The 23,166-nt window shown below is 72.7% G+C and carries 18 protein-coding genes and 1 tRNA gene; 9 read left to right on the top strand and 10 right to left on the bottom strand.

Annotated features, from left to right (window positions below; translation table 11 throughout):
- Positions 1-24: 24 nt before the first annotated feature.
- The 3 genes from ACF08W_RS15250 (at position 25) to ACF08W_RS15240 (ending at position 1,273) form a co-directional block, all read left to right on the top strand.
- Positions 25-97: transfer RNA gene (locus tag ACF08W_RS15250), tRNA-His, on the top strand.
- A gap of 308 nt (positions 98-405) precedes the next feature.
- Entirely contained in the window at positions 406-603 is a 198-nt protein-coding gene (locus tag ACF08W_RS15245; protein WP_385210062.1) for a hypothetical protein, read from the top strand.
- A gap of 136 nt (positions 604-739) precedes the next feature.
- On the top strand, positions 740-1,273 hold the full coding sequence (locus tag ACF08W_RS15240) for a TerD family protein (protein ID WP_352273823.1): 534 nt from the start codon (positions 740-742) through the stop codon (positions 1,271-1,273).
- 406 nt (positions 1,274-1,679) lie between these two features.
- On the opposite strand, the gene ACF08W_RS15235 is transcribed toward ACF08W_RS15240, so the two are convergent.
- From ACF08W_RS15235 to ACF08W_RS15205, 7 genes are all read right to left on the bottom strand, one after another.
- A complete protein-coding gene (locus tag ACF08W_RS15235) occupies positions 1,680-3,809 on the bottom strand; it encodes a TerD family protein (RefSeq protein WP_392279476.1) in 2,130 nt (709 codons plus the stop codon).
- Between the two features lie 157 nt (positions 3,810-3,966).
- Positions 3,967-4,998 carry a LacI family DNA-binding transcriptional regulator gene (locus ACF08W_RS15230; protein ID WP_392279475.1) on the bottom strand — a complete coding sequence of 344 codons (1,032 nt, stop codon included), beginning with the start codon at positions 4,996-4,998 and terminating at the stop codon, positions 3,967-3,969.
- 197 nt (positions 4,999-5,195) lie between these two features.
- The gene (locus ACF08W_RS15225; RefSeq protein WP_392279474.1) at positions 5,196-6,674 is read right to left on the bottom strand and encodes a GH1 family beta-glucosidase; all 1,479 of its coding nucleotides are present in this window, start codon (positions 6,672-6,674) and stop codon (positions 5,196-5,198) included.
- 199 nt (positions 6,675-6,873) lie between these two features.
- Positions 6,874-7,809 (bottom strand): carbohydrate ABC transporter permease, encoded by a 936-nt coding sequence (locus ACF08W_RS15220; protein ID WP_352273820.1) that lies wholly within the window; start codon positions 7,807-7,809, stop codon positions 6,874-6,876.
- Positions 7,810-7,824: 15 nt separating this feature from the next.
- The gene (locus ACF08W_RS15215) at positions 7,825-8,823 is read right to left on the bottom strand and encodes a carbohydrate ABC transporter permease (protein WP_385210048.1); all 999 of its coding nucleotides are present in this window, start codon (positions 8,821-8,823) and stop codon (positions 7,825-7,827) included.
- A 141-nt stretch (positions 8,824-8,964) separates the two neighbouring features.
- Complete coding sequence (locus ACF08W_RS15210; protein ID WP_352273818.1) at positions 8,965-10,296, bottom strand: extracellular solute-binding protein; 1,332 nt, start codon at positions 10,294-10,296, stop codon at positions 8,965-8,967.
- A gap of 605 nt (positions 10,297-10,901) precedes the next feature.
- On the bottom strand, positions 10,902-11,594 hold the full coding sequence (locus tag ACF08W_RS15205; RefSeq protein ID WP_352273817.1) for an FCD domain-containing protein: 693 nt from the start codon (positions 11,592-11,594) through the stop codon (positions 10,902-10,904).
- Positions 11,595-11,850: 256 nt separating this feature from the next.
- On the opposite strand from ACF08W_RS15205, the gene leuA reads away from it, so the two are divergent.
- Entirely contained in the window at positions 11,851-13,617 is a 1,767-nt protein-coding gene (gene leuA / locus ACF08W_RS15200; protein WP_392279537.1) for a 2-isopropylmalate synthase, read from the top strand.
- Between the two features lie 74 nt (positions 13,618-13,691).
- Here the strand turns inward: leuA and ACF08W_RS15195 are convergent, their stop codons facing one another.
- Together ACF08W_RS15195 and ACF08W_RS15190 are read right to left on the bottom strand one after the other, a co-directional pair.
- Entirely contained in the window at positions 13,692-14,630 is a 939-nt protein-coding gene (locus tag ACF08W_RS15195) for a spermidine synthase (RefSeq protein WP_392279473.1), read from the bottom strand.
- A gap of 109 nt (positions 14,631-14,739) precedes the next feature.
- On the bottom strand, positions 14,740-15,201 hold the full coding sequence (locus tag ACF08W_RS15190; RefSeq protein ID WP_392279536.1) for a hypothetical protein: 462 nt from the start codon (positions 15,199-15,201) through the stop codon (positions 14,740-14,742).
- Between the two features lie 268 nt (positions 15,202-15,469).
- Between ACF08W_RS15190 and ACF08W_RS15185 the strand changes: the two genes are divergently transcribed.
- A complete protein-coding gene (locus tag ACF08W_RS15185) occupies positions 15,470-16,813 on the top strand; it encodes a tetratricopeptide repeat protein (protein WP_352273814.1) in 1,344 nt (447 codons plus the stop codon).
- A gap of 85 nt (positions 16,814-16,898) precedes the next feature.
- Here the strand turns inward: ACF08W_RS15185 and ACF08W_RS15180 are convergent, their stop codons facing one another.
- Complete coding sequence (locus tag ACF08W_RS15180; RefSeq protein WP_392279472.1) at positions 16,899-17,495, bottom strand: histidine phosphatase family protein; 597 nt, start codon at positions 17,493-17,495, stop codon at positions 16,899-16,901.
- A gap of 349 nt (positions 17,496-17,844) precedes the next feature.
- Between ACF08W_RS15180 and ACF08W_RS15175 the strand changes: the two genes are divergently transcribed.
- From ACF08W_RS15175 to ACF08W_RS15160, 4 genes are read left to right on the top strand one after another with little or no spacing between them, the layout of a single operon-like run.
- Complete coding sequence (locus tag ACF08W_RS15175) at positions 17,845-18,834, top strand: phosphatase PAP2 family protein (RefSeq protein WP_385210377.1); 990 nt, start codon at positions 17,845-17,847, stop codon at positions 18,832-18,834.
- A gap of 1 nt (position 18,835) precedes the next feature.
- Positions 18,836-19,906: a hypothetical protein gene (locus ACF08W_RS15170; RefSeq protein WP_385210374.1), complete on the top strand. Its 1,071-nt coding sequence runs from the start codon at positions 18,836-18,838 to the stop codon at positions 19,904-19,906.
- Entirely contained in the window at positions 19,897-21,489 is a 1,593-nt protein-coding gene (locus ACF08W_RS15165) for a hypothetical protein (RefSeq protein WP_392279471.1), read from the top strand. The genes ACF08W_RS15170 and ACF08W_RS15165 overlap by 10 nt, the downstream gene beginning before the upstream one ends.
- Positions 21,486-22,820, top strand: a complete 1,335-nt coding sequence (locus ACF08W_RS15160) for an AAA domain-containing protein (protein ID WP_392279470.1) — start codon at positions 21,486-21,488, stop codon at positions 22,818-22,820. The genes ACF08W_RS15165 and ACF08W_RS15160 overlap by 4 nt, the downstream gene beginning before the upstream one ends.
- The last annotated feature ends 346 nt before the right edge of the window (positions 22,821-23,166 follow it).

Genomic DNA, 23,166 nt, shown 5'->3' with positions numbered 1-23,166 from the left:
GGCCGGTCGGAAAGACCGGACACGGTGGGTATAGCTCAGCTGGTAGAGCACCTGGTTGTGGTCCAGGATGTCGCGGGTTCGAGTCCCGTTACTCACCCTGAGGGAAGGGCCCCGGTCTTCGGACCGGGGCCCTTCGCGTTTCCCCTGGTGCGCCTGCGCCCCAGGGACGCCCCCACCGGCCGATCGACCGGTGTCGTCCGCATCACATCCACAAAGCCCTCGCCCCGGGCGCGCGTGCGCGCACATCCCCGCGTACCGCCGGCGTACGCGTGCGCGCCGTGCAGGCAGATGCGCGGACTCAGGCCGGCGGACGAACAGCCCTGACCGGTCGCACGCTCCCCACCCCGGAGGAGCTGACCTGGGACCGGGCCACCGGACGAGCTTGCATGTCCTGGACGTGGAGGCGTGGAGCTGCCCCTGCCGCGCGAGCGCGACACCGTCCGGCGTACAGCAGGAGCAGGAGGTGCGGCGCGGCACATTCGAGACCGGGTCGCCATCGCCCTCGGCGTCCCGAACGGGCTTCCCGAGAAGACATTCTTCGAATGCGTTACGGAGTACCGCGACTATCTGCGGGCACCGAAAAACGCGCGGCGGTATCGCTGATTCCCCTGGCCTCCTCTTCACCTCCCCTTGACCGGCGGCACTGGTGTGGGAACCCCTCTGACGTGCCATGATGAGCGAACGCCCTTTGCTATCAGCGATGTTGGCTCATTAACCGCACAAAAGAGGAGGAGGGTTGGTGAACGGCACCAGAAAGGACGTTCGCAAGATAGAGGTGTCGCTGAAATGGCAACCGAGCCCCGCCGGTGAGCCTGCCAGCCACCTGGACATCGTCGCTGCGACCTACCTGACGGCTGCCCCGCACGGAGACCCCTCGTACATAGTGCACTGGGACAGCCGCTCCCCGGACGGCACCATCTACCTCAACCGGGACAGCAAGGACGGCAAGGGTTTCGGCTGGGACGAGGTCATGACGCTGGAACTCGACCGCCTCGACGCCCGGTACGGGCGTGTGGTCGTCGGCGTCGTCATCCATCAGAAGGCCCGCCGCAGGACGTTCGACGGCGTACTCGACCGCGGCCTGCGCCTGCGCGAGGGCTACACCGTCCTGGCCGAGGACGACTTCGGCGGCGTCCTGGAGGCGACGGCGGCGACGGTCGGCGAGTTCGTGCGCGAGGACTCCGGGCGGTGGAACTTCAACCCCGGGATCCGCGGGTACGACGAGGAGCCGGACACCTTCATGAGGATCATGGGCAACCCCGTCGAGCAGTGACCGAGATCGGCACCGCCCGACCCGGCAACTCACTTTCCCGGCCTCCTCGATCGCGTGCCCGGAAACACCTCCGCCCCTTCCCGCGCCACGGCACGGGGAGGGGCGGTCCCGTCACCGTCGCGGGACACCGGGACTCGACAACCACGCGCCGGGCTGCCGCCACTCCGGCTTCGCCTCCCTGGGAGGCCGCCCTGCCCATAGGGTCGTCGACATCGGCAAGACTGCTCGAAGCCTGAGTCTCCGCGCCCAGCGCCGCAGGTCGTGGAGGCTGGTCCCCGCTGCTCGCGGCACTGGCCCCCGAAGCGCCCCGGATCCGACGCTTACCCGCGTCCGTCGGCCGAGCACGCCACGGGGCCGGTTTCGATGTCCGCTCCGTCAGGAAGTGCCCGAGCGGAGCCGACCCGAGTCAGTTCGAGGGCTGCGACACCTCCGCCCGGGAGCGGCGAGGGCGCTCGGCGTCCAGCAGGGCGACGACGCCCGAGTAGAAGCGGTCCACCGCCGCGTCGACGCTGCGGATGAAGCCGGACTCCGCGTTGCCCCTGCCGCTACCCATGCCCTTGAAGAGCGAGAGCCGGAAGCCGGTGACCTGCGCACTGTCCTTGGGCAGCAGATCGGCGGGCTCGGGCCTCAGCCGTTCCAGGGTGCCGCGTGGCCCCGGTGCGCCGCCCTCGACGAGGGTTTCGATGTGCAGGTCCGCCGGGGCCGCCGCGAGCTGGCGGATCAGCCGCTTGGCCCTGCTCAACGGGTAGCCCGATTCGGAAGCCGCCACCTCGATGGACGTACGCAGCTTTCCGGTACGCAGGTCGGCGGTGATGGCGAGAACGCCCGGTGTGCCCTCGATCCGGATGGCTGCGTGGAGACGACCCTCCTCGCAGAGCTGATCAGCCTGCTCCGTGCGGCGGACGTGGGGGTCGGCTCCGCGCCTGACCCGCTGTACGGGCAACACCTTCTGCCCCAACTCTCCACCCAGCCTCAGGCATACCTGTCGGATCAGCCTTTCCCAGTTCTCGATCACTTCCAGGGCGCGGGGATCGCCCTGGCAGAGGGTCTCGTCGTCGATGCCCTTACGTACCGGCACCCACGCCGCGCCCATGTTCTGGAACCCGTGGCAGCCGGAATTCTCGTGCTGCAGATAGTGAAGGAGCTCTTGGAGCAGCCAGGCATGCGCGGCATTGCTCACGCCCTCGTGGCTGATCAGCATCTGTGCCTGGTGCGCGACCTCTGCCCAGGACAAGTGCCTGAGGGCGACCTTGTTCTTGCGCCGGCCGTCGATCTTGACGTCGACGAGCGAACTTCCCTCCACGGCGACGTCGTTGGACAGGGTGATCACCGCCTCGTACCCACGTCGAGCTGCGATGTCCATGTACGCCTGTACCTGGTCCGACTTGAGGGCGCTGCCGTTGGTCTTCGTTTCGACAAGGGCGGTCCACAGCTTGCCCGCCCGCTCGACCCTGATGACGCCATCCGGCCGTCGCGGGGATTCGCCGTGCGGGAGCGAAACCTCGGTGAACGTCTCCATGCGTCCAGCGGGAGCCCCGAACCCCACGGTGAGGCGGCGGCCGAACTCCGGCACCTGGGCCATCACGGACAGCACGACCGACGTGGCGCGTGTTTCGCGCTCCCGGTCGCTCTTGAGTGCCGATGCGGGGAAGAGCCGAGCCGACCTCCATGAGTCGTTCTCGGCGAGGGACTTCTTCGCGGTCCTGGGAAGCGTCACCTTCTTCCTGGCCGTACGGGGACGGGCACGGCCCTTCTCCCGCGCCGGGGATGCCGCTGCCGCCTCTCCGGCCGTCGGCAGTGCTGGGGGCTGTCCCTGGGCGGGTACGGTCGGACGCTCCTCGGATGCTTCCCCGGTCGACGGAGCCCCGGCGAGCCGTCGCTCCTGTCCGGGGTCTTCCGAGGGGACGGATTCCTCGACCGTGTCCGTCTCCGCTTCGTCCTCCGCGTCGTCGATGTCGACGCCGAAGTCCGTGGCCAGTCCGGCCAGTCCGGATGCGTATCCCTCCCCGATCGCCCGGAACTTCCATACGCCGGACCGGCGGTACAGCTCACCGAAGATGAGCGCGCTGACCGCTCCCGGGTCCTCGATGGCAAACCTGATCAGGCGTTCGCCCGAGCTGTCCGCCAACGTGAGGCACAGATCGTTGAGGTCTCCGAACCTGGAGTCGTCGTAACGGCTTGCCGCTACGACGATTCGATCAACCTCCGGCGGCACCGCATCGAGATCGAAGCCGATCCGGTCCTCGCTACCGTCGGCCGTGGGCGTCTTGCCCAGAAGCTGCACGCTTCCTCCGCCGGCAACCGGGTTGTTGTAGAAGCAGAAGTCCGCGTCGCTTCCGACCTTGCCGTTCGAATCGAGCAGCAGCACGGAGACATCGGCGTCGCCCTCGCCCGTGTCACTGCTCCAGGCCAGGCTCACCATCACCGAGCCAATGTCCTCGCTCAAGGCCGCCAGGCCGACATTGGAACCCTTGACCATCTCGTGCATGAGGCCCCCCATATGCACAGCCGCGTCGGAACGCACCCAGCGGCCCATCGTGTGACGTTGTGTGGTGCGTCACGCATCCATCGTTCGCGGAAACTCTAAGCGACGATTCACAACAACGTGAAGGACTCGTGAAAAACGGAGGTCCCACTTCCAAGGCGACGCCTCGGAGGCCGGACACCCTGGCGGCTCAGAAACGACGAGGGGCTCAGGACGAGTCGCGGATCATCAGTTCGGTGGGGAGGACGATCTGGGGGCGTTGCTGGGGGTCGCGGTCGATTTCTTCGAGGAGGACCCGGGCCATGGTGCGGCCCATTTCCTCGATCGGCTGGCGGACGCTGGTGAGGGGTGGGTCCATGTGGCGGGCCACTGCCGAGTCGTCGAAGCCGATGAGGGCCACGTCGTCCGGGACGCGGCGGCCGGACTCGCGGAGGACCTGGCGGGCGCCCGCGGCCATGACGTCGGAGGCGGCGAAGACCGCGTCGACGTCGGGGCGGCGGGCGAGGAGTTCCCGCATGGCGTGGGCGCCGCCCTCCTCGGTGAAGTCGGCGGGGGCGATCAGTTGTTCGTCGGGGGCGAGGCCGGTGGCCGTGATCGCGTCCCGGTAGCCGTCGAGGCGGCGGCGGGCGCCGTACACGTCCAGGGGGCCGGTGATCGTGGCGATGGCGCGGCGGCCTCGGACGTGCAGGTGGTCCACGGCGGCGCGGGCGCCGGCGAAGTTGTCGGAGTCTACGGAGGCGAGCTTCTCGGAGGCCGACCTGCGGCCGCTCATCACGGCCGGCATGCCGAGCTGTTCCAGCAGGTCGGGCAGGGGGTCGTCGGCGTGTACGGAGACCAGCAGCACTCCGTCCACGCGGTGTGCGGTCAGGTACTGGACCAGGCGGCGGCGCTCGCGGTCGTTGCCGACGAGGGTGAGCAGCAGCTGCATGTCGGTGTCGGCGAGGGCCGCGCCGACCCCTCGGACGATGTCGGAGAAGAACGGCTCGGCGAAGAAGCGGGTCTCCGGCTCGGGCACCACCAGGGCGATGGCGTCCGTGCGGTTCCCGGCGAGGGCGCGGGCCGCGCGGTTGGGTACGTAGCCCAGTTCGGCGACGGCCGCCTCCACCGCCTCGCGGGTCCGTGCGCTGACCCGGGGCGAGCCGTTGATGACGCGCGAGGCCGTGCCGCGTCCCACCCCCGCCCGTGCCGCGACCTCTTCGAGCGTGGGCCGGCCACCGCTCCGTACTCGCGCTGCCGCCATGGCTGCCTCCCGTTCGCGGTCAATTTCTCATAGCCGGACGCCCGGACCAAAGTCCGGGCATCGGGCCCCGCAGCACCCGTACGGGTCGGGCGGCAGCTCCGCACCGCCTTTCTGGGAGCGCTCCCAATTCTAGGCGCGGGAGAGTGGCGGAGACCCGGACCGGGGTGGCCGGGTCTCCTGGAGGCGAGGGGTCGGGGTCAGGGGGTCGTGGGCGGGAGGGCGTTGCGGCGGATGACGTCGGAGTACCAGTGGGCGCTCGCCTTGGGGATGCGGCGCTGGGTGGAGTAGTCGACGTACACCGTGCCGAAGCGCTTGGAGTAGCCGTACGCCCACTCGAAGTTGTCCATCAGGGACCAGAGGAAGTAGCCGCGGACGTCGGCTCCGTCGGCGATCGCGCGGCGGACGGCGTCGAGGTGGCCGTGGAGGTAGGCGATGCGTTCGGGGTCGGCGACATGGCCCTCGGGTGCGATGTAGTCGTCGAAGGCGGCGCCGTTCTCGGTGACCATCAGAGGCAGTTCGGGGTTCTCGCGGGCCACGTCGAGCAGCAGGTCGTGCAGGCCGTCCGGGTCGATCGCCCAGTTCATCGCGGTGCGCTCGCGGCCCTCGGCGAGGTGGAAGGCGACATGCTCGGAGCCGGGCCACGGGGAGTGGTCGCTGTTGCCGTGCCCGTCGTCGCGGGAGTCGCCTGCGCCGTCGGCGGGGGTGGAGACCACGGTGGGGGTGTAGTAGTTGACGCCCAGGATGTCGACCGGGGTGGAGATGGCGGCCAGGTCGCCGTCCCGGATCAGCTCCGGCCAGTCGACCAGGTGGCCGGTGTCGGCGAGCAGGTCCTCCGGGTACGCGCCGCGCAGCATCGGGCCGGTGAAGATCCGGTTGCCGACCGCGTCGATCCGGCGGGCGGCGTCCGCGTCGGCGGCGCTGCCGGTCAGCGGGCGGACGTGGTGGAGGTTGAGGGTGACCGAGATCTGCGCGGCAGCGGGGAGGTGGTCGCGCAGGATCCCGGTCGCCCGGCCGTGGGCGAGGTTGAGGTGGTGGGCGGCGCTCAGGGCGGCGGCGGGCTCGGTGCGGCCCGGGGCGTGCACGCCGGAGCCGTATCCGAGGAAGGCCGAGCACCAGGGCTCGTTCAGGGTGGTCCAGGTGGTGACGCGGTCGCCGAGCGCGCGGCCCATGATGTCGGCGTAGTCGGCGAAGCGGTCGGCGGTGATCCGCTGGGGCCAGCCGCCCGCGTCCTCCAGGTCCTGGGGCAGGTCCCAGTGGTAGAGGGTGGCGACGGGGGCGATGCCCGCTTCGAGGAGCTCGTCGACGAGCCGACGGTAGAAGTCCAGGCCGCGTTCGACGGCCGGGCCGCGGCCGGTGGGCTGCACCCGGGGCCAGGAGATCGAGAAGCGGTAGGCGGTGAGGCCGAGCCGCTTCATCAGGGCCACGTCGTCGCGGTAGCGGTGGTAGTGGTCGGCGGCGATGTCCCCGGTGTCGCCGTTGCGGACCTTGCCCGGGGTGCGGCTGAAGGTGTCCCAGATGGAGGGGGTGCGGCCGTCCTCGGCGGCGGCGCCCTCGATCTGGTAGGCGGCGGTGGCCGCCCCCCAGACGAAGCCGGGCGGGAACTGCGCCGCCTGGCCGGCGGCGGGCTGCGGGGCGGTGGCGGACTTCGGGGCGGTTTCGGGTCGTACGGCAGTCATGCGGGAGCGCTCCCAGGGTGTGCGGAGGGGATGGGGGGCAGGACGGGCAGGCGGAGGGGCGGCCGGCCGGGGAGGGGCCCGGCCACCCCTTGACGGCGGGGTGGCCGGACGGGCCGGTGTCACCTCTGGCGGAGAAGCGGGCCGGGGCGGGCCCGGGGTCACCCCTGATGACGGCGGGGTGGCCGGGGCGGGCCCGGTGTCACCCCTTGACGGCGCCGGACATGATGCCGCCGACGATCCGCTTGCCGAAGATCACGAACACCACGAGCAGCGGCAGCGTGCTGATCAGGGCACCGGCCATGACGATGCTCTGATCGGGGGTGTAGGAGGCGCTCAGCTGGCCGAGGGCCACCTGGAGCGTGGGGTTCTGCTGGTTGAGCGCGAGGTAGGGCCAGAAGAAGTCGTTCCACGCCTGGACGAAGGTGAGCATGCCGAGCACCATCATCGCGGGGCGGGCGACCGGCAGGACGACGCTGAGCACGATGCGGAAGTTGTTCGCGCCGTCGATCTTGGCGGCCTCGACGAGTTCGTAGGGCAGCGCCTCGCTCAGGTACTGCCGCATGAAGAACACGCCGAACGCGCTGACCAGGGTCGGGAAGATCACCGACTCCAGCCGGCCGCCCCAGCCGATGTCGGACATCATCATGAACAGCGGTACGACGCTGAGCTGCGGCGGGATGGTGAGCGTGGCGATGACGCCGGTCATCAGCGCGCCCCGGCCCCGGAAGCGCATCTTGGCGAAGGCGTAGCCGGCCAGGGTGCAGAAGAAGAGCGTCGCGGCGGTGATGCAGCTGGAGACGATGACGCTGTTGACGATGGCCTTGCCGAGGTTGGCGTCGTTCCAGGCCGCGTCGAGGTTGTGCAGGAGCCGCCCGCCGGGCAGGAACGGCGGGGTGGTGGCGAGGACTTCGTCCTGGGTGTGGGACGCGGCCACCAGCGTCCAGTAGAGCGGCAGCAGCGAGCCGATGCCGACGACGGCCAGGGCGATGTACGCGAACGGGCCGCCCTTCAGCTGCTGTCCCGCGCCGGGCCGGAAGCGGATCGGGCGCCGGGCCTCCCGGCGGGCGGCCGGGGCGGTCGGGGCGGCGGCCCCGGCGGTGGGGTCCGGGGTCTTCGTGGGGCTGGTCGTGGTCATGAGAGTCGCTCCCGGTCAGACCGCGGATGTGCGTACGAAGCGGCCGACGAGCCAGTTGGCCGCGGCGATGATCAGCAGCAGGGCGAGCATCGCCCAGGCGACGGCGGCGGCCGGGCCGAGGTGCCCGAGGTTCCAGCCGTAGTTGTAGAGGTAGACGCTGAGCGTCTCGTACTGATTCTCGTTGCCGCCGATGGCGCCGAGGCGGCCGCCCTCCAGCAGCAGCGGTTCACCGAAGAGCTGCATGGAACCGATGGTGGAGATGACGATCGTGAAGAGGATCGTGGGCCGCAGCGAGGGGATGGTCACCTTGCGGAACTGCTGCCAGCGCGAGGCGCCGTCCAGCGAGGCCGCCTCGTACAGGTCGGTCGGTACGGCCTGCATGGCGGCCAGGTAGATCAGGGCGTTGTAGCCGGTCCAGCGCCAGATCACGATGACGGAGATGGCGATCTTCGAAGTCCAGTGCCCGTTGGCCCAGTTGGTGTCGCCGAGGCCGACGAATTGCAGCACCCAGTTGAGCAGGCCGCCGTCGGCCCGGAAGACCAGGGCGAAGACGAGCGCGGCGGAGGCCACCGAGGTGGCGTACGGGGTGAGGACGACGGTCCGCCAGAAGGTGCTGGCGCGGAGCCGGTAGTTGAGCAGATGGGCCAGGCCCAGGGCGACCAGCAGCTGCGGGACCGTCGACATGACGCCGATCAGGAAGGTGTTGGCGACGGCCGTCCAGAACTCGGAGTCGTGCAGGATCGCGTCGAAGTTGCCCCAGCCGACCCACTCCATCTGGTCGAGCCCGGTCATCTCCACCCGGTGCAGGGCTATCCAGCCGGTGTAGATCAGCGGGTAGAGCCCGAACGCGCCGAAGACCAGGAAGAACGGGGCGATGTAGGCGTACGGCGATGCCTTGTCGTCGAAGCGCCACAGCCGGCTCCGCCAGGCCCGCCGGGAGGCGGCTGCCGGGGCGTGCGGAGATCCGCCGGGTGGCGGGACGTGTGCGTCCCGGGTGGGAGTCGAGGGGGCCACGGGCGGGAGTCCTTCCCTGGGATGCGGGTGCGTACCGGCGGACGGGCGTACCGGTGCGCGGGCGACGGACGGGCTGTGGGGTGAGGGAGCACGGGCCGGTGCGGGCTCGCCCGGAAGGGGCGGCGCCCGCACCGGTGACGGTCAGCCGATCGCCTTGTCGATCGCGTCGGTCGCGGCCTTCCACGCCTTGTCGGGGTCGGTGCCCCGCTGCTCCATGTTGGTGATCTGGGTGGAGATGGTGTCCTTGATGGTGGCGTCCTTCGGGCCGAGCACCGCCTCGGGGATGGTCTTGGCCTCGTCGGCGTAGATCTGCCCGATCGGGGCGTCGTTGAAGTACGGGAGCTTCGCGTTCTTCACGTCGGGCAGTTCGTAGGCGCCCTTGTTGGACGGGAAGACCCCGATCGCCTTGAAGACGGCGGCCTGCTGCTCGGGGGCGGTCAGCCACTTCACGAGCTTGCCGGCCTCCTCGACGTTCTTGCCCGACTTGGGCACGGCGAGGAAGGAGCCGCCCCAGTTGGCGGCGGTGGCGCCGGGCGCGGTGGTGATGTCCCACTTGCCCTTGTTGCCCTCACCGGCGTTGACGGAGATCTGTCCGGCCATCCACGCGGGGCAGGTCACGGTGGCGACGGTGCCCTTGCGCAGGGCGGGGACCCAGGTGTTGGTGTCGAACTGGGCGAGCCCCTGGGAGAGCTTCTTCGCGGCGACCTCGGAGGCGAGCTTCCAGCCCTGCTGGACGCTGGGGCTCTCCTTGTAGACCGGCTTGCCGCTCTTGTCGTAGTACTGCTCGGCGTTGGAGCTGACCACCGCGTTGAACATGGCGCTGGCGGAGTCCATGAAGTACGTGCCCGCGGGCGCCTTCTTCTTGTACTCCTCGCCGAGCTTGAGGTAGTCCTCCCAGCCGCCCGCGATCCGCTTGGCGACCTCCTCGCGGTCGGTCGGCAGCCCGGCCTTCTTGAACAGGTCGGCGTTGTAGCAGAGCGACATCGGGCCGATGTCGGTCCCGGCGCCGATCACCGCGCCGTTGGCGGCGGTGGCCTGCTTCGCCTTCCACGAGACCCACTCGTTGACGTCGATGACCTTGCTCAGGTCGGCGAAGGAGTCCGCCTTGGTGTCGACGATCTCCTTGATCCGGCCGACCTCGATGCCCTGGATGTCGGCGAGCCCGCTGCCCGAGTTCAGCTGCTGGAGCAGCTTGGGGTAGTAGACCTTCTCGTCGGCGGTGACGTCTTCCTTGATCGTGACGTTCGGGTGGAGTTCGTGGTACTTGGCGAAGAGCCCGGCCTCCTTGTAGCCGAACTGTCCGAAGTCGGCGATCGTCAGCGTGACGTTCCCGTCCTTGTCGGGCCCCTTGCTGCCCGACGTGTCCGAGTCGCTGCTGCAGCCCGTCAGCAGCAGGGCCGAGACCGTCAGGCCCGTGGTGGCCAGAACCGCGGCTCTGCGGCTCGGACCGGCGACGGTGCGGGTGATGCGCATTCCACTACTCCTTGTTCCGGGTGGGACGTGCCGGGGGTGGGGCTCGGTGTTCCGGTCGCGCGGCACGGCCGGCGGCGGGAACGGGAGCGGGCGGTGGGGGACCCGTCCGACGTGGGAGCGCTCCCACGCGTCGATGTCGGAAGGTTCCTGCCTTGAAGGGGTGGGTGTCAAGAGTTGAAGACGCTTCCGTTGCCCGAGTGTGTCCGGTAAGTCATGGGACCGTGTCCCGCCCGGGTCTTGCCGCGATCCGTATACGGGCCGGGCGACTTCACCCCCTCGGCGGGAACGCGCTGGTCAGGACGGGTTGGCGGGGGCGGTACGGGGATGGGCGCCGCGACGGGGCGCGTCCGGGCCGGAGCGGGCGCCGGCCGGCCCGCCCGGACGGGGCGCCCGCCGGAAGGTGAACGGGGTACGGCCTGGCGGGGCGGGCGGGGGCGGCTCGCCCGCCTTCCCCGTTCGAGGCTTCGAAGGCGGTGTGGAGCCGGCGGCTCCGACGCGGGGAGTCGGCCCGGAGGGGTTCGCGGGCCCCGAAGTCACGCGGACCTGGGAAGCCCCGGAGTCGCGCGCCCGGGACGCCTCGAAGCCGTCCGCCCTCCGCCCTCCGCCTACGCCTCCCGCAGCCGGGCCAGGGTGGATTCGAGTTCGGTCTGCGCGGCGCGGCCCGCCGCCTCCGCGTCCCCGGCAACGACCGCCCGTACCAGCGCGTCGTGGGTGGCGTCGCCGTGGCCCGGGTCCTCGCGGCGGAGGCCGAAGAGCTCCACGAGGTCGATCAGCCCCTGGCGCAGCGCGGGTGCGAACTCGCCGAAGACGTCGGTCAGTACGGGGTTGTGCGCGGCGGCCACCACCGCCCGGTGCAGCGCGATGTCCGCGTCGACGAACTCCGCGTCCCCCGCGGCCCCCGCCGCCCGGCGCGCGGCCAGCGCCTCGTCCAGGGCGGTCAGGTCCTCGTCCGTGCGGCGGCGGGCGGCGAGCCGGGCCGCCTGGACCTCGATCAGCATGCGGACCTCGTAGACGTCCGTGACCGCGGCGCGGCGCAGCCGGGTCGGCCAGTCCTCCGTCGGCCGGTCGGCGATGACGAAGACGCCCGCGCCCTGCCGGGACTGGAGCAGCCCGAGCGTGGCCAGGGTCCGCACCGCCTCGCGGACCGTGGAGCGGCCCACACCGAGCGTCCTGGCCAGGGTGGTCTCCCCGGGGATGCGGGTGCCGACCGGCCAGTGCCCCTCGGTGATCTGCTCGCGCAGATGGTGCGTGGCCTGTTCGACCAGGGGGCTGGGGCGGAGCGGACCGAGGGAGGACACCGGGGTTCACCTGTCAGGTTGTCTGAGGACTTGATCCGTGGCTACTGTACCGGCATGACGCTCAGCGGTCTCCTTCTTCTCGGCTGCCGCGGCGGGGCCTGAAGCGACCGGCACCCCGCCGCGGGTCGCCGTGCTGTGCCGGTCGCCTCCGGCGATGCGAGAAGAGACCGTCCTCATGTCCGACCCCATGCCCGGCTCCGCGTCCGACACCACGCCCGGCCCCGTACCCGGCACCGCGTCCGACCGGCCGTCACCGATGCACGGCTTCCCCACGATCTGCACCCCGCGCGGGCCCGTGCCCGCCGACGCCCCGCGCTGGAACCCGCAGCGCGCCGGCTCCATGCCCTCCCACCGCTACCGCTCCGCCTTCGAGCGGGTGGCGGTCCCGCTGACCGGCCGCACCTGGCCGCAGGCCCGCATCGAACGCGCCCCGCTCTGGGTGCCGGTGGACCTGCGCGACGGCAACCAGGCACTGGCCGAGCCGATGGACACCCCGCGCAAGCGCCTGATGTTCGACCTGCTGGTGGCGATGGGGTTCAAGGAGATCGAGGTCGGCTACCCGTCCGCGAGCCGCACCGACTTCGACTTCGTCCGCCACCTGGCCGACACCGGCGCGGTACCGGACGACGTGACCGTGGTCGTCTTCACCCCGGCCAGGGCGGAGCTGATCGAGCGGACCTTCGAGTCCGTCGCGGGGCTGGCGCGGGCGGTCGTCCATCTGTACATCCCGACCGCGCCGGTCTGGCGCGAGGTGGTGCTCGGCCGCGACCGGGCCGAACTGCTCTCCGTGGTCATGGAGTCCGCCCGGCTGATGGAACGGCTGGCGCGGGCGCGGCCCGGCACGGACATCCGGTTCGAGTTCTCCCCCGAGGTCTTCGTACTCACCGAGCCGGACTTCGTCCTGGAGATCTGCAACGGCCTCACCTCGCTGTGGGACGCCTCACCGGACCGGCCGGTGATCCACAACCTGCCCGCCACGGTGGAGATCGCGACGCCGAACGTGTACGCCGACCAGATCGAGTACATGCACCGCCATCTGGACCGGCGGGACTCGGTGATCCTCTCCGTCCACCCGCACAACGACCGGGGCACCGGCACCGCGTGCGCCGAACTCGCCGTTCTGGCGGGGGCGCAGCGGGTGGAGGGCTGTCTGTTCGGCAACGGGGAGCGCACCGGCAACGTGGACCTGGTCAACCTGGCGCTCAACCTGCACGCCCAGGGCGTCGATCCGATGATCGACTTCTCCGACATCGACGAGATCCGCCGCACGGTGGAGTACTGCAACCGGCTGCCGGTGCCGCCGCGCCACCCCTACGGCGGCGACCTGGTGTACACCGCCTTCTCCGGCACCCACCAGGACGCCATCAGCAAGGGGCTCGCCCGGCTGGCGGACGGGTCCGACGAGCCGTGGTCGGTGCCGTACCTGCCGATCGACCCGGCGGACGTGGGGCGCACGTACGAGGCGGTCATCCGGGTCAACAGCCAGTCGGGGAAGGGCGGCATCGCCCATCTGCTGCGCAGCGTCCACGGGGTGGACCTGCCGCCCCGGCTGCGCGCGGACTTCTCCCGTACGGTGCAGACCGCGACCGACGACAGCGGCCGGGAGGCCACCGCGAAGGATCTGTGGGAGCTGTTCGAGGCGGCGTACCTGCGGCCGGGGCGGGACGGGCAGGTGGCGCTGACCTCCTGGTCGACGGACCGGAATCCGGCGGGCGAGCACCGGTTCGTCTGCACCCTGCGGGTGGACGACCGGGAGGGCGACTACGAGGGCACGGGCAACGGCCCGGTCTCCGCGTTCACCCGCGCGCTGGCCGCCGCCGGCATCGAGGTGGACGTCCTCGACTTCACGGAGCACGCGACGGGCGCCGGCCGGGGCAGCCCGGCGATGGCGTACGCGGAGTGCCGGGTGGGCGGCCGGCGGTGCTGGGGTGCGGGACGGGACACCTCGGTCCTCACCGCCTCGATCCTGGCGGTGCTGTCGGCGGTGAACCGGGCGGAGGGGGCGTACGACCGCCCGGCGTAGGGCGTGACCCGGCGTAGGGCGCAGCCGCCCCGGGCCCAGCCCCCGGCCCCCGACCCCCGGCTCCGGCTCCGCGCTCAGCCGAAGGCGGTGGGCGGCGGCGCCGGGGAGGGGCGGGCGGCGGCGTCGTGGACGGGTGCGGCGCCGCCGGTGAAATCGGCCAGGGCCCGCCCGTGTTCGACGCGGCCGGGGTGCGGGTCGGTGGCCACCTTGCGGGTCAGCTCCGCGAGCCTCGGCGGCAGGTCGGAGGCGAGCAGTACGGCGTTGCCGAAGCGCTTGCCGCGCCACACGGCCGGGTCGGCGGCGAGCGCGAGTTCCGGGAAGACCGTGGCGGCGGTGGCGATCTGGCCGCGCAGATGGGTCAGCGGGGGCCCGTCGGCGAGGTTGGCGACGTAGCTCCCGCCGGTCTTCAGGACGCGGCGGACCTCGGCGAGGAATTCGGTGCTGGTGAGATGGGCGGGGGTGCGGGCCCCGCTGAAGACGTCGGCGATGACCAGGTCCGCCCAGCCGTCCTGGATCTTCCCGAGGCCGGCGCGGGCGTCGGTGGCCCGGACCCGGATCCTTGCCTGCGGGTCCAGCGGGAGTTCCCGGCGCACCAACTGGACGAGGGCGGCGTCCACCTCGACGATCTGCTGGGTGGAGCGGGGCCGGGTCGCGGCGATGTAGCGGGCGAGCGTGAAGGCCCCGCCGCCCAGGTGGACGACGTGCAGCGGCTGTCCGGGCGGGGCGAGGAGGTCGACGACATGGCCGATCCTGCGCTGGTACTCGAAGGACAGGAACGTCGGGTCGTCGAGGTCCACATGGGACTGCGGGGCCCCGTCCAGCGTCAGCGTCCAGGCCCGGGGCCGCTCCCGGTCGGGTACGAGTTCGGCGAGACCGCCGTCCACCGGTTCGGCGACGGGCTCCGTCCCGCGCCCGCCCCGGCCACCGGCCGTGCCGCCGGCCTTCCCGGTCTTCCGGTCGGACCGCTTGCGGGCGCCCGCGCCCCCGTCCGACGACGTACCTCGACGTGCCACCGCTGCTCGTGCCCGCTCACTGCTCTTCGTTCCGGGCCGGTACGGGACCGGCCGTGGCGGAAGGACCCGCCCACCCGCTCAATTATGGGCGCATGGGCGGGGCGGGCGGTCAGCGACAGCTGTCGGCGGCCTCGATGAGCCGGGCCGCCCGGTCGAGCGCGACCCGCAGGTCCGCCGGGTCGGTGACCGGGGCGTCGGCCTCGGGCAGCAGCCAGCCGCTGCCGAGGACGGGCGGCTCGGCGGGGATCCGCAGCCCCCGTCCGGCGGTCCGGGTGCAGGCGCTGCCGGGTACGTCCCACGCGTCGGCGGTGCCCGGCGGCACCAGGAACCCGAGGGTGTCGCAGGCGCCGTCGTGCAGGACGGGGCCGACCCGCTGCTCGGCCTCGCGGCGCAGGATGTCCACGGCCTCCAGCCCCTGCCGGGCCGGGACTGTCACCAGATCGCAGGGGACCGCGCCGTACTCGTCGGGCGTGGCGCCGTACTCCTCGGGGAGCGCGGCGGACGCCGGGGGGTCGGCGGCGGCCGGGGTCGTCGCAGTGGTCGGTGGTTCGGTCTCCGTGCCGAGATGCAACAAGGGACCTCTCCTCTCATCGCCGGGCGGAGCCGGATTCCGTGGTCACATGGACCAACGCGCCGACCGCGTCAAGGGCTACGGTGGCACGCCGCCGCAAAGGGTGGCAGTTCATGGCGGATCCCGCCCGTAATGCCCTCTTTGTCAAGAAACGTCGTGTGTGGAGATCCACAACTCCCGGTACGTTTTAGCTCCGTCGGGTCATCCGCCGGGACACCGGACGCTTTGGGCCCGGCTGCAGAGGTGCTGCAGAAGAGAGGTCCCGCGCATGGTGTCGTCAGGGGCAGTGCCCAACCTCGCCTTCCGGCGGCTGCGCGGACAGCGTTCCGCCGGGGAGTTCGCTGCCGCCGTACGCAGATCGGCTCGTGAGATCGGCGAGCAGGTCGCGTGCGACGCCCGGTACATCGGTCGCGTGGAGTCCGGCGAGATCCGCTGCCCCAACTACGCGTACGAACGGGTCTTCCTGCACATGTTCCCCGGCACGACCCTGGTGGACCTGGGCTTCTCACCGCGCGAATCCGTGCGCGGCCGGGCGGCGCGGTCCACCGCCCCCTCCCCACCACCCCCCACTCCCCCCAGCAACCCCGACGAGGAGAGCGACGTGCTGCGTCGCGTATTCATGACGAGCGGCACCACCTTGGCCGCAACCCTGGGCCTGAGTCTCAACGGCGCGTCCGCCGCCGAGGCCTCTCTCCCCCACCCCCGCCGGGTCGGCGAGAGAGAGGTGAGCGCCGTCGAGAAGGCGGTGCGGCAGATCCGGCTGCTCGACGACCGGCACGGCGCCGACGGCCTGTACCGCAAGGCCTCCCGCCCCCTGCGGATGGCGTACGCCCTGCTGGACGCCGGGCCCAGCGCCCGGCGCTCCACCGCCGACCGGCTGCACGCCGGAGCGGGCGAGCTGGCCATCTCGGTGGGCTGGCTGGCCCACGACTCCGGCCGGTGGGAGGACGCCCGCTCGCACTACGCGGAGGCGCTGGCCACGGCGCGGGTCTCCGGTGATCCGGCGCTGGAGGCGCACGCGTTCTGCAACACGTCCTTCCTGGCCCGGGACATCGGGCGGCACCGCGAGGCGGTGCGCGCGGCGGAGGCCGGGCAGCGGGTGGCGCAGCCGCTGGGCTCGCACCGACTCCAGGCGCTGCTGGCGCTGCGGGAGGCGGGCGGCCGGGCCGGGCTCGGTGACCGTACGGGGTGCGAGCGGGCCATCGGCCGGGCACTGACCGCCTTCGGCCGGGGGCCGGGCGACTCCGACCCGGAGTGGATGAGCTTCTTCCGGGAGGCGGAGCTGGAGATGCTGGAGGCGCAGTGCTGGTCGGCGCTGGGCGACTGGTCGCGGGCGGCCCGGCACGCCCGGCGCGCCACCCGGCTCCAGGACCCGCACTTCACCCGGAACCTGGCCCTGTACCGCACCGAACTGACCTGGGACCTGGCCCGCGCGGGCCGGGCCGAGGAGGCGGCGGCCACCGGCCACCAGGTGCTCGACCTGCTGGAGAACGTCCGGTCCACCCGGATCCGGGGGATGCTCGCGGCGGCGGTGGAGGCGCTCCGGCCGCAGCGGGCCACGGCCGAGGTGCGGGAGTTCCTGGACCGGTACGAGGCGGTGGCCCCGGCGTAGGGGCCCCCGGGGAGCGGCGTCCGGCCCGGATTCCCGGCAGGCGGCCCCGGGCCCTTCGCGGCCGGGACCGCCTCGCGGGTGGCGTTCAGCCCTCCAGGTGTCCGGTGTCGTTCCAGCGGTGGATCGCGGGGGCGCCGTAGGCCCAGCCCAGTACGGAGAGTGAGGTCGGGTCGAGCCGGACGCGCGCCCCGAACGACAGGTCCTCGCCGAGCCAGCGCGCGCCCAGGGCCCGCAGGATGTGGCCGTGGGCGAAGACCAGTACGTCGCTGTCGGCCGAGCGGGCCCACGCCACGATCTCGTCGGCGCGGGCGGAGAGCTCGGCCGTGGTCTCCCCGTCCGGCACCCCGTCGCGCCAGATGAACCAGTCCGGCCGGATCGCCTTGATCTCGGCCGGGGTCATCCCCTCGTAGGCGCCGTAGTCCCACTCCAGGAGCGCGTCCCACGGCTCGGCCCGGTCGCCGAAGCCGGCGATCTCGCAGGTCTCGCTGGCCCGCAGCAGCGGGCTGGTGCGCACCTCCACGTCGGGCAGCCCGTTCCACGGCGCCCGCCGCAGCCGCTCGCCGAGGAGCTTCGCGCCCGCCCGGCCGGAGTCGAGCAGCGGGATGTCCGTCCTGCCGGTGTGGTTGCCGTTGACGGACCATTCCGTCTGGCCGTGCCGGGCGAGCAGGATACGCGGTGCCATGACGGCTCTCCCTGTGCTGACTGTGCCGAAGTCTGTACTGATGAGGTCTGTCCCGGGATCCGTGCCGACCGCGCCGAGGGCAGGCTCCGGCCGGAGCTGGCCCGACCCGCTGGAACCGGCCGGACCGGAAAGCCGGCGGTCCGGAACCGGGACGACACGGATCATCCGGTCGTACCATCATCCCGCACATGATCGGGAGGCAACCTCACGGGCCGGTGCGACGTCCCACTGCGCGGAGGAATCCGCACGCACCGGGCCCATACGGACCCCGGGGGAACCGCTGACGCACCGCACCGTACGGTTGAACGCCCGTCGTCGGTCGCATGAAATCATGATGGAGAGCTACCGGATGCAGGATGCCAGCACCGCGCCCGCGCCGCGCCCGCGGCCCCGTTGGTGGACCGAGCTGCCGCTGCTGGCCCTGGTGTACGGAGCCTACTCGGCGGGCCGTCTGGTGGCGCGTGGGGACGTGTCGACCGCCGTCGACCACGGCCTGGCGATCCTGCGGCTGGAGCAGACGCTCCACATCAACTTCGAGCATCCGCTGAACCGGCTGTTCACCGCCCGCCCCTCCATAGGCATACCCGCCGACTTCGCGTACGCGTCCCTGCACTACCTCGTCACGCCCGTCGTGCTGGTCTGGCTCTTCCGCCGCCGCCAGGAGATCTACCGCAGGGCCCGCGCCTGGCTGATGACCTCCACGATGCTCGGCCTGATCGGCTTCACGCTGCTGCCGACCTGCCCGCCCCGGCTGCTGGAGGCCCGGCACGGCTTCGTCGACACCATGGCCCAGTACAGCTCGTACGGCTGGTGGGGCAACGAGGCCAGCGCCCCGCGCGGCATGGGCGGCATGACCAACCAGTACGCGGCGATGCCGAGCCTGCACGTCGGCTGGGCGATCTGGTGCGGCATCCTGCTCTGGCGCCACAGCAGGAACCCCTATGTCCGGGCCGCGGGCGTCGCCTACCCCGTGATCACCGTGCTCGTGGTGATGGGCACGGCCAACCACTACTTCCTCGACGCGGTGGCGGGCGCCGCCGTGATGGGGGTCGGGGCGCTGCTGGCCCGGCCGCTGATGCGGCTCGCGGACCGGATCGCGGAGCGGTTCTCCGTACGGTTCCCGGGGCTCGCCCCGAAGACGGAGGCCCCGGCCGCCGGTGCGGAATCCGCGAATGTCAGTGCCGGGTGCGAGACTTCGGCGGGTGAGCGCATCCCTGGCCAGCGAACCACCTCCGCAGACGCCGTCGTCGCCGCGACCGGCGGCACCTCCCGGCCCGGTTCCACCACCCCAGCGGGGACAGGAGCGTCCGGCGACGGCGCTCCGGCGGCAACTCGCTGAGCTGCGCGGACCGGCCGTCCCGCCGCGTCCGCTGGACGCCCGCGCGCTGGCCGCCCTCGCCGCCAACCCCGGCTGCCGCCGCCGCGCCCTGCTGGACGGGGCCGGGGTCGACAAGGCCGCGCTGGCGGCGGCGCTCGGCTCACCGGCGCCGTTCGGCCAGTCGCAGTTCGCCTTCGTCCGGGGCAACGCCTTCGAGGCCAAGGTCAAGGCAGACGGCGGCGCGGAGCTGATCCGGCTGCTGCACGAGCGGCTCGGCCCCGGCGGCGAGCCGCCGCGCGAGGTCGCGGTGCCGGACCTGTCGGCGGCGGGCCCCGAGGGCCGCGCGGCCCGTACCGCGCTGGCGCTGCGGGAGGCGACGGAGGCGGGCGGCTGGGCGCTGCTGGACCATCCGATGCTGGCGCTGGAGGTGGCGGGCTCCCCCGCCTATCTGGAGCCGGACGCGGTGGCGGTGCGCCCGGACGGGACGTGGACGGTCGTCGAGATCAAGTCGTTCCCGATGATCGACGGCTCGGCCGACGCGGCGAAGGTCGGTGCGGCGGCCCGGCAGTCCGCCGTCTACGTGCTGGCGCTGGAGCGGGTCGCGGAGCGGATCGAGGGCGCCGAGGTGGACCACCGGGTGCTGCTGGTCTGCCCGAAGGACTTCTCCAACCTGCCGACCGCCTCGGTGGTGGACGTGCGCAAGCAGCGCGCGGTCACCCGCCGCCAGCTCGGCCGGCTGGCCCGGATCGAGGACATCGCGGCGGCCCTGCCCGAGGGCACCACCTTCGATCCGGCGTGCCCCCGGGAGCGGTTGGACGCCGCGGTGGAATCGGTCGACGCGGCGTACGCCCCGGAGTGCCTGGCCGCCTGCGAGCTGGCCTTCCACTGCCGGGCGAAGGCGCGGGCGGCCGGTGCGGTGGAGGCGCTGGGGCGGAGCGTGCGCGGGGAGCTGGGCGGGCTGACCACGGTGGGCGAGGTGCTGGCGGCCGCCTCCGGCAAGGAGGGCGATCCGGCGGACCCGACGGTCGCCGCGCTGCGCCGGGCGGCGGCGTTGCGGGCCGAGGCGCTGGCGGGCGGTGCGGCATGTCGCTGATCGGCACCCTGGCCCGGCTGGAGGCGGTGGAGAGCGGCCGGGCGCGGCCGCTGGCCACGGTCTGCCACCGCCATCTCACCGACCGGCCGCTGGTCCTGGTCCCGTTGACCACGGCGGGCGAGGCGGGCGCCCCGTTGGGTGCCCTCGTCGGCACGGACCGGGAGGCGCCCCGGCTGCTCACGGTGGCGCAGCCGCGCGACCGTGATCTGCGGTTCGCCTTCCTCGCCGAGCTGGCCGAGGCGGTGCTGCCGCACATCGGCTCGTACGAGGACGTGGTCGAGCCCGCCGAGCGGAACGAGACCGATCCGGAGACGGGGAAGCGGGCCAAGGTCGAGGTCGAGCTGTGCGTGGACGCGCCGCAGCTCATCGTGCCGAGCCGGGCGGGCATCGAGTACGTCCGGCTGCTGGGCCGTTCGATGCGGTTCCGGCGTACCGCGGAGGACGATCCGGACGCCCCGTACCCGGCGCCCGCCCGGGTGCCGTTGCTGGGCCGCTGGCTGACGCACTACGGGGAGCGGGCCCGGGTGCCCGGCTCCTCGTTGCTGCTGGCCGCGACGGATCTGCTGAACCGGCACTGGGCGACCGGGCAGAGCAGCCTGGAGGACCAGCACCTGGGCGCGCTGCTGGCCTGGATCGACCCGCCGGCGGGCGAGTCGGGCGCGGCGGCGGCGTACCGGGCGGAGCTGGGGCGGGACGGCGAGGGGCAGTTGTTGTGCCCGCCGGCCGGTCCGGCCACGGACCCGGCGTTCGACAACCGGCTGCTGGCGCCCGCCATCGAGCGGTACGACCGGGCGCGTACGTCGCTCGCCGCGGCCGAGGACGGCCTGGCGGCCGATGCCCTGCTGGGCGGGCTGACCACCGCCGAGCGGGAGATCCGGGCGCTGCTCGACCACGTGACGCGGCCGACCTGGGACGCGGTGTGGCGGGCGCTGGACGTGCTGCGGGAGCTGCCCGAGGGGCCCCGGGCCGAGGAGCGGTGGACGCGGGACCGCTGGTCGTTCACCGGGCACCGGGACCGGGTGCGCTCGGGTGAGCCGCCGCAGCCCCGCCGGGACGACGCGGTGACGGCGGCGCAGAAGCTGGCCGCGCGGGAGACGGCGCAGGCCCAGTTGGAGGCCCAGGAGGCGCTGGACGATCCGCTGGTGCTGGCCGGGCGGCGGCTGGCCGGTGAGGCGTTCGTGGCGGAGGTGACGGAGGTGGTGATGGCGTACAGCGAGTCCAAGCGCCCCGCCCCGCGCCCGCTGCTCACGGTCCGTACGGACGAGCAGCCGCATCTGGGTGAGCGCACCCGGGTGTACCGCTCGCTGGACGGCCGGGCGCAGACCGCCGAGTTCGTGGCGTACGACGACGACGGCGGCCTGGTGCTGCGGGTGCTGGACCGGATGGGCCGGGGCAAGGAGCCGGCCCCCGGTTCGGTGCCGGGGCCGGGTGACCGGATCGCCTGGACGCTCTTCGAGCACGAGCAGCGCGGCGGCCCGAAGCTGCCCGACCCGGAGGACACGCCCTGGACGCACGGCGGCCCGCCGGGCGCCCCCGGGCAGAGCGAGCTTCCCGACCCGGTGACCACGGAGGACCTGCTGTGACGGACGTTCTCGACCCGGGGACCCGGGCCGCGCGGGCGACGGAGGCGATCCTCGCCGACACCCTGGGCGGGAGGGAGCGCGGCATCGTGGTGGACTCCCCGCCGGGCGCGGGCAAGTCGACGCTGGTGGTGCGGGCCGCGCTGGAGCTGGCGGCGGCCGGGCGGCAGCTCATGGTGGTCGCGCAGACCAACGCCCAGGTGGACGACCTGGTGGTGCGGCTGGCGGAGAAGGAGCCGGAGCTGCCGGTGGGCCGGCTGCACAGCAGCGACTCCGACCCGTACGACAAGGTGCTGGACGGGCTGGACAACGTACGGAAGTCGGCGAAGGCGGCCGATCTCGCCGGGCTCGACGTGGTGATCTCCACGGCCGCCAAGTGGGCCCATGTGAAGAACGTCGAGCCGTGGGGCCACGCGATCGTCGACGAGGCGTACCAGATGCGGTCGGACGCGTTGCTGGCCGTCGCGGGGCTCTTCGAGCGGGCGCTGTTCGTCGGCGACCCGGGGCAGCTGGACCCGTTCTCGATCGTGGGCGCGGACCAGTGGGCGGGGCTGTCGTACGACCCGTCGGCGAGCGCGGTCTCCACGCTGCTGGCGCACAATCCCCGGCTGCCGCAGCACCGGCTGCCGGTGTCCTGGCGGCTGCCCGCCTCGGCGGCACCGCTGGTGTCGGACGCGTTCTACCCGTACACCCCGTTCCGCAGCGGGACGGACCACGGCGACCGGCGGCTGTCGTTCGCCTCGGCGTCGGACGGCTCGGCCCCGGACCGGGTGCTGGACGAGGCGGCGGAGTCGGGCTGGGGCCTGCTGGAGCTGCCGGCCCGGCACACCCCGCGCACGGACCCGGAGGCGGTCCGGGCGGTCGCCCTGGTGGTCCGCCGGCTCCTGGACCGGGGCGGGCTGGCGACGAGCGAGCGCGCCCCGGACCCGGTGCCGGTGACGGCGGACCGGATCGCCGTCGGCACCGCCCACCGCGACCAGGCGGCGGCGGTGCGGGCGGCCCTGGCGGAGCTGGGGGTGAGCGGCGTCGCGGTCGACACGGCCAACCGGCTCCAGGGCCGCGAGTTCGACGTGACGGTGGTGCTGCACCCCCTGTCCGGCCGCCCGGACGCGACGGCCTTCCACCTGGAGACGGGCCGCCTCTGCGTCCTGGCCTCCCGCCACCGCCACGCCTGCGTCGTGGTCTGCCGCGCGGGCGTCGCGGAGCTGCTGGACGAGCACCCCTCCACCGAGCCGGTCCAGCTGGGCGTCACGGTCAAGTTCCCGGACGGCTGGGAGGCCAACCACGCGGTCCTGGCCCGGCTCGCGGAACACCGGGTGTCCTGGCGGCCGTGATCCGGGGATCAATTCCTCGATGACGCCCGGCCGTTCAGAAGCCTCCGAGGCTGTTTGTGCCGGTTCAGGAGGATGCGGGTTCCCGATGGGCGAGGGGTGACGTTCTCCGTGGCGCCGCCGGGCCCAGGCCCCACCGGAGTGGCCGGAGCAGCGCTCGGACCCGGTGAGCCCGTCCGGCCCCGGGGCGATGGAAGCGGGCGGCGGCGCGGGGCGGCGGATGACCGGATACCGCCGGGCGTCATCGCGCCACCGCCCGGCTCTTGAAGAACTCGTTCCGGGGCGCGGCCCCGGTGGCCCGGCGCACAGTGCGGGCACCATCCCTCCAGGTCACAGCCCCGCACCGTAC

The sequence above is a fragment of the Streptomyces sp. NPDC015144 genome (assembly GCF_043079735.1).
Lineage (GTDB): Bacteria > Actinomycetota > Actinomycetes > Streptomycetales > Streptomycetaceae > Streptomyces.
The sequence above is the reverse complement of the archived record's forward strand: the minus strand, read 5'-3'. Positions and strand labels throughout refer to the sequence as shown.

Coding starts and splice junctions, on each gene's coding strand:
- ACF08W_RS15225 (WP_392279474.1), bottom strand. CDS start 6,674: ATGACTGCCGTACGACCCGAAACCGCCCCGAAGTCCGCCACCGCCCCG.
- ACF08W_RS15165 (WP_392279471.1), top strand. CDS start 19,897: ATGTCGCTGATCGGCACCCTGGCCCGGCTGGAGGCGGTGGAGAGCGGC.
- ACF08W_RS15175 (WP_385210377.1), top strand. CDS start 17,845: ATGCAGGATGCCAGCACCGCGCCCGCGCCGCGCCCGCGGCCCCGTTGG.
- ACF08W_RS15210 (WP_352273818.1), bottom strand. CDS start 10,296: ATGCGCATCACCCGCACCGTCGCCGGTCCGAGCCGCAGAGCCGCGGTT.
- ACF08W_RS15180 (WP_392279472.1), bottom strand. CDS start 17,495: ATGGCACCGCGTATCCTGCTCGCCCGGCACGGCCAGACGGAATGGTCC.
- leuA (WP_392279537.1), top strand. CDS start 11,851: ATGCACGGCTTCCCCACGATCTGCACCCCGCGCGGGCCCGTGCCCGCC.
- ACF08W_RS15235 (WP_392279476.1), bottom strand. CDS start 3,809: ATGGGCCGCTGGGTGCGTTCCGACGCGGCTGTGCATATGGGGGGCCTC.
- ACF08W_RS15185 (WP_352273814.1), top strand. CDS start 15,470: ATGGTGTCGTCAGGGGCAGTGCCCAACCTCGCCTTCCGGCGGCTGCGC.
- ACF08W_RS15230 (WP_392279475.1), bottom strand. CDS start 4,998: ATGGCGGCAGCGCGAGTACGGAGCGGTGGCCGGCCCACGCTCGAAGAG.
- ACF08W_RS15220 (WP_352273820.1), bottom strand. CDS start 7,809: ATGACCACGACCAGCCCCACGAAGACCCCGGACCCCACCGCCGGGGCC.